Annotated in this window: 16 protein-coding genes; 2 read left to right on the top strand and 14 right to left on the bottom strand. The window is 38.6% G+C overall.

Annotated features, from left to right (window positions below; genetic code table 11):
* Window positions 1–20: 20 nt before the first annotated feature.
* The 14 genes from EO120_RS07530 to EO120_RS07465 form a co-directional block, all read right to left on the bottom strand.
* Window positions 21–1253, bottom strand: coding sequence for an elongator complex protein 3 (locus EO120_RS07530; protein WP_127134871.1), 1233 nt, complete (start codon window positions 1251–1253; stop codon window positions 21–23).
* 153 nt (window positions 1254–1406) lie between these two features.
* The gene (gene rnc, locus EO120_RS07525; protein ID WP_127134870.1) at window positions 1407–2150 is read right to left on the bottom strand and encodes a ribonuclease III; all 744 of its coding nucleotides are present in this window, start codon (window positions 2148–2150) and stop codon (window positions 1407–1409) included.
* On the bottom strand, window positions 2150–3394 hold the full coding sequence (gene fabF, locus EO120_RS07520) for a beta-ketoacyl-ACP synthase II (RefSeq protein WP_127134869.1): 1245 nt from the start codon (window positions 3392–3394) through the stop codon (window positions 2150–2152). The genes rnc and fabF overlap by 1 nt, the downstream gene beginning before the upstream one ends.
* A gap of 34 nt (window positions 3395–3428) precedes the next feature.
* Complete coding sequence (locus EO120_RS07515) at window positions 3429–4385, bottom strand: NAD(P)H-dependent flavin oxidoreductase (protein ID WP_127134868.1); 957 nt, start codon at window positions 4383–4385, stop codon at window positions 3429–3431.
* Window positions 4386–4462: 77 nt separating this feature from the next.
* Entirely contained in the window at window positions 4463–4693 is a 231-nt protein-coding gene (locus tag EO120_RS07510) for an acyl carrier protein (RefSeq protein WP_004693441.1), read from the bottom strand.
* 51 nt (window positions 4694–4744) lie between these two features.
* Complete coding sequence (gene fabG, locus EO120_RS07505) at window positions 4745–5488, bottom strand: 3-oxoacyl-[acyl-carrier-protein] reductase (RefSeq protein ID WP_127134867.1); 744 nt, start codon at window positions 5486–5488, stop codon at window positions 4745–4747.
* 1 nt (window position 5489) lies between these two features.
* On the bottom strand, window positions 5490–6431 hold the full coding sequence (gene fabD / locus EO120_RS07500; protein ID WP_127134866.1) for an ACP S-malonyltransferase: 942 nt from the start codon (window positions 6429–6431) through the stop codon (window positions 5490–5492).
* A gap of 11 nt (window positions 6432–6442) precedes the next feature.
* On the bottom strand, window positions 6443–7387 hold the full coding sequence (gene fabK / locus EO120_RS07495; protein ID WP_127134865.1) for an enoyl-[acyl-carrier-protein] reductase FabK: 945 nt from the start codon (window positions 7385–7387) through the stop codon (window positions 6443–6445).
* A gap of 15 nt (window positions 7388–7402) precedes the next feature.
* Window positions 7403–8398 carry a beta-ketoacyl-ACP synthase III gene (locus EO120_RS07490; RefSeq protein WP_127134864.1) on the bottom strand — a complete coding sequence of 332 codons (996 nt, stop codon included), beginning with the start codon at window positions 8396–8398 and terminating at the stop codon, window positions 7403–7405.
* Window positions 8382–9410: a phosphate acyltransferase PlsX gene (gene plsX / locus EO120_RS07485; RefSeq protein WP_127134863.1), complete on the bottom strand. Its 1029-nt coding sequence runs from the start codon at window positions 9408–9410 to the stop codon at window positions 8382–8384. Before plsX ends, EO120_RS07490 begins: the two co-directional genes overlap by 17 nt.
* A 3-nt stretch (window positions 9411–9413) precedes the next feature.
* Window positions 9414–9977 carry a transcription factor FapR gene (gene fapR, locus EO120_RS07480; protein ID WP_127134862.1) on the bottom strand — a complete coding sequence of 188 codons (564 nt, stop codon included), beginning with the start codon at window positions 9975–9977 and terminating at the stop codon, window positions 9414–9416.
* A 193-nt stretch (window positions 9978–10170) separates the two neighbouring features.
* Window positions 10171–10347 carry a 50S ribosomal protein L32 gene (gene rpmF, locus EO120_RS07475; protein ID WP_127134861.1) on the bottom strand — a complete coding sequence of 59 codons (177 nt, stop codon included), beginning with the start codon at window positions 10345–10347 and terminating at the stop codon, window positions 10171–10173.
* 24 nt (window positions 10348–10371) lie between these two features.
* Complete coding sequence (locus EO120_RS07470; protein WP_127134860.1) at window positions 10372–10887, bottom strand: YceD family protein; 516 nt, start codon at window positions 10885–10887, stop codon at window positions 10372–10374.
* Window positions 10888–10988: 101 nt separating this feature from the next.
* Window positions 10989–11123 (bottom strand): rubredoxin, encoded by a 135-nt coding sequence (locus EO120_RS07465; RefSeq protein WP_009372088.1) that lies wholly within the window; start codon window positions 11121–11123, stop codon window positions 10989–10991.
* A gap of 415 nt (window positions 11124–11538) precedes the next feature.
* On the opposite strand from EO120_RS07465, the gene EO120_RS07460 reads away from it, so the two are divergent.
* Window positions 11539–12492, top strand: coding sequence for a nitronate monooxygenase (locus tag EO120_RS07460; protein ID WP_127134859.1), 954 nt, complete (start codon window positions 11539–11541; stop codon window positions 12490–12492).
* 171 nt (window positions 12493–12663) lie between these two features.
* Window positions 12664–13212 (top strand): gamma carbonic anhydrase family protein, encoded by a 549-nt coding sequence (locus tag EO120_RS07455; protein WP_127134858.1) that lies wholly within the window; start codon window positions 12664–12666, stop codon window positions 13210–13212.
* Window positions 13213–13387 lie beyond the last annotated feature (175 nt).

Here is a 13387-nt window from a genome sequence, read left to right as displayed (position 1 = left end):
TCAAATATCCATATCTTTCATTATAACATATATTTCATACCATCTATACAGCATATAGGGCTCGATATAGTATCGTTTTCTCTCCATGTGAAAGTTATACTTTCATAGGCATCATTAAAATAATTAATATTACGATTTTTCAATCCTCGCACCTTGGAAGTCAACGTTCTAGGATACATAATATGAATATATTGTATATCATCTTTGCGGCACTTGTGATTTTTTTCGTATTTTACTGCTCTATAATTACATGTTATTTGAGGTTTCCTATACTCATAATGATTAACTATATTAGCATAATGAGCATTATAGTGTTCGTCTATACATCGCATGATACGCTGTCGCCATTGCTCATTCGCCACTAATTCCCCCATAGCCGGCTCATAAGGACCAGCTAACAAACTAGACCCTCTATCTAATTCCTCAGTACTTTGCAGTCCCGTACGAATCACAGTAATCTGATGCTCCTCAAACCAAGTTTTTAAAAAACTACAATATTGAAGGGCTTGTTCTGTTGTTAATGGTAAATAAATTCCAGATTTATATTGCTCAGCTAATTCTGTATTCTCAATGACCAATACTGGATAAATACGTACAAAATCAGGCCTTAATTTTACGATTTCTACCGCTGTTTCTAATATGGTTTGCCACGAATCCCCTAATAAACCAGGCAAAATTTGTAGTCCTACAGTCATATTGAATTTACGAAGTTGTGTAACGGCTCTTCGCACATCATCACTGGTGTGTCCCCGCTTAGCCAAAGTAAGGACGGTATCATTCATAGATTGCACACCTAGCTCTACAGTAGTAAGCCCATAAGATTGTAATAACTCTAAAGCTTCATCTTCTACTCCATCGGGTCTTGTAGAGCACCGAATTCCATCTATAAGCCCTTCTTGCAAAGCTTCATACGCAGGTTGCAATAACTGTTCTTGCAATGCTTTTGGGATGGCAGAAAAAGATCCTCCATAAAAACAAACTTCCCAATATTTTCTTTTTCCTTTAAGCTGTTGAGTATCTTGTTTTTCTAGTACATGATTTTCTCTATTTTCTGAAGATCCTATTAAGGATACTATGCCCATAGATGATTTTTTTAAAGATTGCTGAGTATACTCTTCTATGGTTTGTCGTATATAAGAAGGAGTTAAATGACCTATACCGAATGTTTCAGTAATTTTCGATTGATTGCAAAAGGTACATACATGTGGGCAACCTACATGAGGTATAAAAAATGGTATCATGCCGTATTTCATAGGTTTTCACTCCCTCCAAACTAACATATATAATTCATAATAGTATCCATTAATGATATAAACTCTTTAGAAACAAGATTAGCACTATATAAACCATTAAACAACTATACTGCTCATAATGACAGCTATATAAAAAGCGCCTTTCGGCGCTTCTTATATAGCAGCCATCAATTTTTCCAAAGTCAACTGAGCTGCATGTTGTTCTGCAATTTTTTTGCTCTTACCAGAACCAGATTCATAATCTATACCATCAATAGAAACGGACATACAAAAAGTTTTTGCATGATCCGGACCGGATTCACTAATCAAATTGTACACGATATGTTTATCTCCATCTCGCTGTACAAATTCTTGTAATAAAGTCTTATAATCTTTGCCACGTTTTCCCTCTAGTGCTTGTTTGATATACGTTAGCAAATGGGATAATACGAATTGGCGAACCGTTTCAAAATCGGTAGTAATATATAAGGCACCAATTAAAGATTCAAAGGTATCTGCTAATATCGAATTTCTATCATTGCCACCAGAGGCCTTTTCACCATGACCTAATAATAAATAATTACCTAAATGAAGTGTCCTACTAACAGACGCCAGAGAATCCTCACAAACGGTAGCTGCTTTGATTTTAGTGAGACTCCCTTCCGACATATCTGGATATTGTTTAAATAAATATTCCCCAATAACCAAATCCAAAACGGCATCACCAAGAAATTCTAAGCGTTGATTATGATGGATGTGTTTAGATTTATGTTCATTCGCATAAGATGTATGAGTAAATGCACAATCTAATACAGAAATATCAATACTCGGTATGGATAAACGACTAACAAGCCCATGAAGAGAATCTTCACGAGCTTGTGTCATTTTATTACTCTTATGCGGTACGTAGCGCCCCATTAGTCTTCATAACGGCGTACACAGAGTGTACCGTTATGACCACCAAAACCAAAGGAATTAGAAAGTGCACATTTAACTTGTAAATCACGAGCACCTTCACGAACATAATCTAGATCTAAACCTTCATCAGGATTATCGCAGTTAATAGTTGGATGTACTTTACCAGTTTCAATAGCCATCGCCAAAACGATAGTTTCGATAGCACCAGCAGCACCCAATAAATGGCCTGTCATAGATTTTGTAGAGTTAACAGCAATATTTTTTGCATGTTCACCAAACAATTCTTTGATAGCTAATGTTTCATTTTTATCATTTAATCCAGTAGATGTACCATGAGCATTGATGTAGTTAATATCATTAGAATTAATACCAGCATCTTTAATAGCTAATTCCATACATTTACGAGCTTGTACACCACCTGGTGCTGGAGCTGTAATGTGGTACGCGTCGCCATTTGCACCATAACCAACTACTTCAGCATAAATGTGAGCACCGCGTTTTTTAGCGTGTTCTAATTCTTCAAGGACAACGATACCAGAACCTTCGCCCATTACGAAACCATCGCGGTCTCTATCAAATGGACGAGATGCTTTTGTCGGTTCATCATTGCGTGTAGACATAGCTTTCATAGCTGCGAAACCTGCTACTGCTGCCGGGGATATAGCTGCTTCTGTACCGCCAGCAAACATGATATCTGCATCACCACGTTGAATAATACGGAATGCATCACCGATAGCATTTGTACCAGAAGTACATGCAGTTACATCAGTAACAACAGGACCTCTTAAGCCAAGGCGAATAGATACACGTGCAGATGACATATTTGCAATCATCATAGGTACTGCAAATGGGCTCACACGACCAGGCCCTTTTTCAAATAATGTTTCGTATACTTCATGGATAGAATCAATACCGCCGATACCAGTACCAACTACAGTACCACAACGATCTAAATCTTCTTCATCAAGTTCCAATTTAGCATCGTCCGCTGCCAACACAGCTGCGCCAATAGCAAACTGAACAGAACGATCCATACGACGAGCTTCTTTTTTATCTACGCCATATTGTGTCACGTCAAAATCTTTTACTTCCCCTGCAATGCGTGTTGCATAATCAGATGCATCAAATCGAGTGATAGGACCAATACCAGATTGACCTGCTAATAACGCATTGTAGAAATTTTCTTTACCGATACCAACCGGAGTAATAGCTCCTAAACCAGTAATTACTACACGTTTTTCCAATTATTCCACCTCTTATAGCTAATAGCCCTTTTAATTAATCGATGTCTGCTACTTGTTGTTTTAACTGAGCAAAAATATCTTTAACTGGCATAATCTTGTCAACTTTTCTCATATTATTGCCAGAGAACACCAAACCTGTTTCCACATCTCCTTGTTGAGCTCTAGATAGAGCGCGGATAATACAGAATTTATGGGAACAATGTTTTAAACAATTGTCACACACTGTAGGTGGTGCCACGGTACCATCTAAAACAGACTCAGCAAATTTGTTTTTAATAGCCTGTCCAGGAAGTCCTACAGGACTTTGAATCAACACAATGTCCTCAGGGTTCGTAGCACGAACATACATTTTTTTCAATTCATCAGATGCATTACATTCATCAGATGCCGCAAAACGGCTACCCATTTGAACGCCACTAGCACCTAATTTTAACATATCTACAATATCTTTGCCGTCAAGCACACCACCAGCACCAATGACTGGAATGTTTTTCACAGCTGCAACCACTTCTGGTACGATATCACGAGCGGAACGGTCTGTTCCCAAGTGACCACCAGCTTCACTGCCTTCTACGATAACCGCAGCAGCACCTAAACCTTCAGAAATGCGTGCTAATTTTGCAGATGAAACAATAGGTACAATAGGAGTACCAGACTCCTTGCCCATTGCGAACATATCTCTTGAAAAACCGGCACCTGCCACTACAAGATCTATGCCCTCTTCGATGGCTGTTTTTACGAGGCCTGCAAATTGCGTAGCCGCTACCATCGCATTTATACCAATAATCCCGTTAGGTGATAATTTTCTAGCTAATTGTATTTCATATCGTAATTCATCAAAAGGCAAGCCAGATGCCGCTATAAGGCCGATACCACCTTCATTTGCAACGGCGGCTGCCAACCGAGCTGTAGACAATCTAATCGCCATACCACCTTGAATAATAGGTACTTTGGCCACTAGATTCCCAATGCGAAGTTCAGGGAGCTTCACTATCAATTCCTCCTGTAAATAAAACCGGTTGGGAGGCCACTCGGCCCCCCACACGGCTGAATTGTCAGCTTTACAGCTTATTTAGCAGAATCAATATATTCTACTGTATCCTTAACGGTTTTGATTTTTTCTGCAACGTCGTCAGGGATTTCAACATTGAATTCTTCTTCGAATGCCATGATCAATTCAACGATATCTAAGGAGTCAGCGCCTAAGTCGTCGATGAATGTAGAATCAATGGTAACTTCAGCTTCATCAACGCCTAATTGTTCCACAACGATTGCTTTAACTTTATCGAAAGTGTTCACTAGTGGTTCACCTCCTTTCAAATGGATTTCATATATAGCCTAATTTTGCAACTACATTACCATACCGCCATCGACATTGATAACTTGGCCAGTAATGTAGCTAGCAAAATCGCTAGCAAGGAATGTTGTGACAGATGCGACTTCTTCAGGATGCGCCATACGTCCCAATGGAATATCTTGGAGCATTGCCTCTTTTACCTTTTCAGGTAACACATCTGTCATATCTGTATTGATAAAACCAGGTGCAATAGCATTAACTGTAATGCCACGACTTGCTAACTCTTTTGCACAAGATTTAGTAAACCCAATCACACCTGCTTTGGATGCAGCATAGTTAGTTTGGCCTGCATTTCCTGCAACACCTACTACAGATGTCATGTTAATAATGCGACCAGAACGCTGTTTCATCATAATTTTAGATACTGCTTTAGTTACCAAATACACCCCTTTAAGGTTAATATCGATAACTGCATCAAAATCTTCATCTTTCATACGCATTAACAAACCATCACGAGTGATACCTGCATTATTTACAAGGATATCTATATGACCAAATGTTTTATGCGCTTCTTCTACCATAGCAGCTACTTCTTCAGCATTTGCTACATTAGCTTTGATTTTAATTGCTTTACGGCCCAATGCTTCAATAGCATCAACTGTTTCCTGAGCAGCACTTTCGCTACCACTATAATTGACAACTACATCAGCACCATTTTGAGCTAATTGAATGGCTACGGCACGGCCAATACCGCGGGATGCCCCAGTAACGATTGCTACTTTATCTCCTAAATGCATTTTATCGAACCCCCTTTAAAAATTCAAGCGTTTTCTCTAATGATGGAATATCCTCTACATTGGCTAATTCCATTTCTTTATTAATTTTTTTAGTAAAACCTGTCAATACTTTACCAGGACCTACTTCTACGAATCTTGTAACACCAAAATTAACCATTTCAGCTACACAATCTTCCCATAAAACAGGGTTAGCAGCTTGAATAACTAGTGATTCTTTAATGTCATTTGCATTTGTTAGAATCTTACCTGTTACATTAGCTACTACAGGAATTTGAGCGTCATTAACTTGAATGTTATCTAATTCTTCTTTTAAACGAAGAGCAGCAGGATCCATCAAACGGCTGTGGAATGGCGCACTTACAGGCAACATAACTGCACGTTTAGCACCAGCCTCTTTCATTTTTTCTGCTGCCGCTTCTACAGCTGCAGTTTCACCAGCAATAACGATTTGACCTGGGCAGTTAAAATTTACCGCTTGCACAGAACCAATCGTATCGTTAATAGTTTGGCAGATTTCAACAACTTGTTCTCTTGGTAATGCTAAAATTGCTGCCATAGCACCTTTACCTAATGGCACTGCTTCTTGCATGTATTCACCACGTTTATGAACAACGTATACAGCATCTTTAAAGTCAAGTACACCAGCTGCTACGAGAGCACTGTACTCACCGAGGCTATGCCCACCTACGATATCTGGAGTAAAACCTTGCTCTTTTAATACTTCATAACAAGCTACAGAGGCTGTTAAAATAGCTGGTTGTGTATTGGCTGTTTTAACTAAGTCTGTATCTGGCCCTTCAAAACATAATTTTGTAATAGAATAGCCCAAAGCGTCATCAGCTTCTTCAAAACGTTGTTTAACAATTGGATATGCATTATACAAATCTTGTAACATGCCTACTTTTTGAGAGCCTTGACCAGGAAATACAAACGCTGTTTTCATGGATTTCCTCCTTATTTACCAATGTTTTGTAAATTTTTAATAACAGATTCTGCTTCTGTCATAATATCAGTGATAATATCTTTACAAGGTTTGATATCTTGTAACATACCAGCGATTTGACCAATCATTACAGATCCCTCTTTTACGTCACCATCAATAGCGGCTTTGCGAAGAGTACCAGCTCCAAGTTTTTCAAGTTCCTCTTTGGAACCACCGTTAAATTCAAGGGTTTTGTATTTATGTGCCAATTGATTATCGATAATGCGCACTGGGTGACCTGTAGTTAAACCAGTCATAACAGTAGCACGATCCTTTGCTTTCAATACAGCATTTTTATAATTTTCATGAGCAATACATTCTTCGGATAATACGAAGCGTGTGCCCATTTGTACTGCTTTTGCGCCTAATGCAAAAGCTGCCGCCACACCACGACCATCAGCAATACCACCAGCAGCGATAACAGGTACATCTACAGCATCCACCACTTGTGGTAATAATGCCATAGTTGTAATATCCCCTACATGACCGCCAGACTCAGTGCCTTCTGCAATAATAGCATCAATACCGCCACGCAACAAACGTTTAGCTAATAATACAGATGCTACTACAGGAATTACTTTTGTACCAATTTCTTTCAACGCTGGTACGTATACCCCTGGATTACCTGCACCAGTAGTAATAACAGGAACGCGTTCTTCTACCACTACTTCCATGACTTCTTTTACAAAAGGTGACATGAGCATAATATTACAACCGAATGGTTTACTAGTGCGTTCTTTCAGCTTGTGAATTTCATTACGGAATACATCTGGTGGCATATGACCTGCACCAATGATGCCAAGGCCGCCAGCTTCGGATACAGCGGCTGCTAGTTCTGCAGTACCTAACCAAGCCATACCACCTTGTAAGATTGGATATTCAATCTGTAACAAATCACAAATATCAGTCTTAATCATCTTGATGTTTCCTCCTTAATACCATTTCAAGACGAGGCTCGCCCATGTGAGGCCAGCTCCAAATCCTGCAAACGCCACATTATCGCCACGTTTGAATCGACCATCGCGATGCGCTTCATCAAGAGCAATCGCCACGGAAGCGGCAGATGTATTACCATACTTATGTAAATTCACAAAAACTTTGTCCATCGGCATATGCAAACGTTTTGCAGCGGAATCAATAATTCGAATATTCGCTTGATGAGGAATAAAAAAATCTAATTGATCCAATTCCATATTGGCTCTTTCAAGAGATTTCAATACTGTACGTCCCATCGTTTTAACCGCAAATTTATAGACTTCTGGACCATCCATATGGATGAAAGTTAATCCTTCTTCCACCCGTTGGTCATTAGCCACAACCGCAGTACCACCTGCAGGAATGCACAAAGCCGAACCACCTGTACCATCAGCGCCCATGTCAATACCTTTAATACCATATCCTTCAGGTACTTCAGATACGATAGCAGCACCAGCACCATCACCAAAAAGAATGCATGTACCTCTATCTTTCCAATTCACACGACGAGATAGAATCTCCGCACCTACTACAAGAACATTTTTATAAATACCAGAACTAATATAGCTAGCAGCTGTAATCAACCCATATACAAAACCAGAACAAGCAGCTTGCAAATCATAGGCTGCTGCATTTTTAGCACCTAAGTTAGATTGCAATACACAAGCTGCAGAAGGAATAATCATATCTGGTGTTAATGTGGCGAAGATAATCATATCAATATCCTCTGCACTTAACTTAGCCATTTGCAATGCTTTTTTTGCTGCTTCAGTAGCCATATAAGATGTATTCATACCTTCTGGGGCAATACGTCTTTCTTCAATGCCTGTACGTTCTCTGATCCACTCATCATTGGTATCTACCATTTTTTCGAGGTCAAAATTCGTCACTACATTATCAGGAAGGAAGCTACCTGTACCAATAATTCCAACAGGTTTACTCATCATACTCATATTTCAAGGCTCCTTCAATTTCCATTGTTTGTTGAATATGCTCAATAATTTTACGTTCTACTAAATCACCAGCAATGGTAATAGCTGTTTTGATTTCTTTGGCTTTAGAACTACCATGGGCAATCATAAATACACCATTAACCCCCAATAATGGAGCGCCTCCATTTTCGGTGTGGTCAAGTTTTTTAGCAATTGGTTTTAATGCTGGTTTCACAAGCATAGCACCAATCTTTGCCAATATACTGCCACTCATAATACTGTCTTTAACAAGTTGCGTAAGACCTGTAACGAGTCCTTCAGCAAATTTTAGTACTACATTACCTACAAATCCATCACACACTACTACATCTACAACGCCTTTTGGTATATCGCGACCTTCTACATTGCCTTTGAAATTGATGATTTTCATCTTTTCTAATACAGGATATGTAGCCAGTACCACATCATTGCCTTTTGTTGCTTCTTCGCCGATATTTAAAAGACCTACTGTTGGATTTTCTTTCCCTAGCAAAAGTTTTGCATATTCAGATCCCATCAACGCACCTTGTACAAGATGTTTTGGTTTACTATTGGAGTTCGCACCAGAATCAAGCATAACCGTAATGCCATTTACCGTAGGCATTGGCGTTGCAATGACAGGTCTATCAACGCCTTTGATACGACCTAGCCCAAACAATGCAGATGCTACCGCTGCACCAGTACTACCGGGAGCGATAATCGCATGACATGTTTTATTACGCACTAGAGAAGTCGCTACTATGATAGAAGCGTCTTTCTTTTTCCGCAACGCTTGTCCTGGATGTTCATCCATACCGATAACCTCACTAGCATGATAAATAGATATACGAGGATTATCTGTTTCATTATTATCTTGTAAAATTTTATATATTTGCTCTTCATCGCCTACAAGAACAACTTCAATATGTTTATTTTCTCGTACTGCGTCAATGGATCCTAAGACGGTTTCCAATGGAGCAAAGTCACCACCCATGGCGTCTACTGCAATTTTCATTTACTACACCTTATTCTCTATAGATTCCATGATAAATTTAGCTCTAAATACTTCTTTTATTTTATCGCGAATGATGACCCAAATAAAGAACTTATCACCTCGGCGGCGAACAATTTCTGCTTTTGCCACCAAATTGGTCCCTGCACTTACTGGAGTCTTATACTTTATATTACCTACTTCTGTAGAACATACAGTAGTCCCCATCACTAACTTCGCTAAGGAATTAGCTTGAGCATATAAATATTGAGGGTCCACAAAGCCAAAACGATCTTCCATATCTGACGTAGTATGTAACATAGACAGCGCTTGTTTGCCTTCTATTACATCTATTAACTCCCCTAAAATTTCATGCTGAATAGATTCAGGAGAATCTTCTTGTGCATGACCTGTTGCCATAGCACGAATCCGCTCACGCAACTCAGGAATGCCTAATTCCAATCGATCTAGACGTATAGTAGGTACACTGACACCGAAGTGAGTAGCCAACTCCTCATCAGTAAGAAAAGGCGTAATATTCAGTTTTTCTATTAACTGTTGTTGTCTATCTTGCTTCTTCAAACGTGCCATAAGACCACCTTTTATGACCTAGTATTAATATTACATACTAAGTATATAAAATAATTCCCCTAATAGCAAGGCTTTTCATAGATATAGTATCAAATTTTAAGTACTAACAAAAAAATGAACTTACCAAACCTATAGACCTCAAAAAAGTGCACAAAAAAACACCTACACAATCGTGTAGGTGTTTTTTGTGCGCTTAAGCATTAGCTACTACTTGCTCACCTTTATAGTGACCGCATGTAGGGCAAACACGATGAGGCATCTTAGGTTCGTGGCATTGTGGGCATGCTACATAACCAGGAGCTTCTAATTTCCAATTAGCACGACGACGGTCGCGACGAGCTTTTGACAATCTACGCTTAGGTACTGCCATTATCTGCACCTCCTTAAACAATCATTAGGACAATCTATCATCTTTCTCATCAAGCAAAGCACGCAACTCTGCAAATCGAGGATCCACCACAAAGGATTCACAAGAACAAGGTGAAACATTTAAATTTGCTCCGCAATGAACGCACAATCCTTTGCAATCATCCTGACATACCACTTGAGAGGGCTCATTGATGATTAATGTATCCCTTATCAGTTCTGTTAAATCAATATCCTCTCCATCGAAAGGAATCACATCGTCACTAGGTGTACGCGAATCACTAAAGACCTCTTCAAAAGAATCATGTCGTTCATGTTCTGTTTGTTGTAAACAGCGAGAACATTCATAATCACCTTTCGAATCAATATCACCTAGAACAATGTAGTTTTGACCATCAAACCAAAACTCACCACTAATGGTTATATCATGACGGCTCCAAGGAAAAGCAACTAAGTCACTACCAAGTTCTTCACTTGATATCGTATAGCTATAAGGAAATTTCTTTCCTATATGTTCTTTTGCTTGCTCTACTTGCAGTTTCATAATCTTACCTCGACTTATAATATTATAAACATCACTACGGGCTTTGTCAAATAAAAAAGACTATCTCAAGAGCCCTTGGGATAGCCTTTTAAATGTATTCATTACATTTTTTCGAATTGATCTTTACCTACACCGCAAAGTGGGCAAACATAATCAGCTGGTTGATCTTCGAATTTAACGCCTTCTACAGCTTCGTCATAAACCCAACCACATACTACGCATACGTATTTTTCCATTTGTATATCCTCCTTCACTTGAAATTATTCATAAAATTGGTATTCATATCTTTCAGATACTTTATCTGTAATGTAGTATACCAAAGATATCGAAACTTTTCAATACCTATTATCCATTTTTTTATCATTTTTTATACTCAAAATAGATAGTGATTATGCACTCTTTTACGAATCTAAAAAATGAGATGTGTTATCATTTGCTTTTTATGTTATACTATTATTTATGAAAGTCTCCTTTCATTTTAGTATCAAAATTATTATACATACTACTTTCAAAAGCATCTATTTTGTAGTTATAAGCATCGAATAGCACGCATATATAAGCATTATGTATTTGATTTATTAAGGTACTATCATTTTATTATTCAATACGATAATATCGTTGTTTATATAATATAGTTATATAGGAGGATCTATGAGAACAGCCTTAACTCAATTACTCAATATTGAATATCCTATCATCCAAGGCGCGATGGCATGGATATCGGAATCTAAGTTAGTATCTGCTGTGGCTAATGCCGGTGCTACTGGTGTTATTGCCTTAGGAGGTCGCGATGCAGAGTGGACACGAAATGAAATTCGAGCTTGTAAAACATTAACAGATAAGCCATTTGGTGTGAATCTCATGTTAATGGCACCTAATAAAGATGAACTTGTGTCCGTTATTATCGAAGAACAACCTGCTTTTGTTACACTAGGTGCCGGTAATCCAGTTCCATATATCAAAATTTTCCAAGATGCAGGCATTAAAGTTATCCCTGTAGTACCATCTCTAAAATTGGCAAAACGTATTGAAGATGCCGGTGCAGATGCAATTATTATAGAAGGTATGGAAGCCGGTGGCCATATCGGTTCCCAAACAACTATGTCCTTGATGGAAAATATCTTACCAGAAATCAAAATTCCTGTTGTAGTAGCTGGATCGATCGTAGATGGACGCGGTTTAGCAGCTGCTCTTCTTATGGGAGCCCAAGGGGTGCAAATGGGCTCTCGATTCTTATTAGCCGAGGAATGTACAGCCCATATAAATATGAAAGAAGCTATTATCAAAGCTACTGATACTGATTCTGTAGTAACAGGTCTCCTTTCTGGTCACGGTGGTGTACGTAGTTTACGCAGCGAATTTACAGATCGTTACATCGCTGCCGAAACCGATGGAATCACCACAGCAGAAGAACGTAGCAAAATGTCCCAAGGCACTAACAAATTAGCCGCTGTAGACGGGGATGTTGTAAATGGTGCTGTTCAAGTAGGGCAAGGCCTTAACCGTCTCAACGAAATCGAGCCAGCTCGATTCATTGTACAGTCCGTCATGAACGAAGCCATCATGTCCATCCGTAAAGCACAGCGTTTTATCGACATCATTTAATCATAATCTGTATCCTTACATCAAAAATATATCATAAATAGCCATACTATCTATGATATATTTTTAAACGCTAATTACTTATTATTTTATTCTTAAATTGCAATATGAAATTGAACAGTATTTAAATCCACTATTTTATTACATTTGTATTATCTTTTAGAAGGTGTTAATATGTTACCATTTCACGGAAAATATCCAAAACTTGACCCTAAATCTTGCGTTATGCCTGGTGCCGAATTAGCAGGCGATGTTGAACTTAAAGAATATGCTTCTATTTGGCAAAACTGTGCACTTCGCGGTGACGTCAATAAAATTATCGTTGGCAGATATTCTAATGTACAAGATAATTCCGTGCTCCACGTTGATGATGACAAAGCCTGTGTACTAGGTGATTTTGTTACCATTGGTCATGGTGCTATCGTCCATGCCTCTACCATCGAAGACAATGTGTTAGTCGGTATGGGTGCCATTGTATTAAGCGGTTGCCATATTGGATCTGGCACTATTATTGCCGCTGGCGCTGTATTAAAAGAAAATACAGTGATTCCTCCCAATTCCCTTGTTGTTGGTATTCCAGCACGGGTAGTAAGAACTGACGAAACACAAATCGAACGCATTCATAACCAAGCATTAAAATACAAAAATCTCTGGACCGTAGAATACGGTATGTTGCCAGATGCTGGTGGTGAACAATACGACAAGCACAGTAAAATCGTATAGTAATCGTATAGTATATGATTATAAATTATTATCACAAATTCAAATACACCTCATTCCTTTTATTCACATAAAAAAAGGCTTATAGGACAAAAGGTGTTGGTTTTTAATCCCATGAAGAATTGAAACTTTTATCATAAAAGTGTAAATCACTCCAAACAATAGCATCACCCCATGT

The organism is Veillonella caviae, assembly GCF_003992125.1.
Lineage (GTDB): Bacteria > Bacillota > Negativicutes > Veillonellales > Veillonellaceae > Veillonella > Veillonella caviae.
Note: the sequence above shows the minus strand (reverse complement) of the source record. Positions and strands in the feature narration are given on the sequence as shown.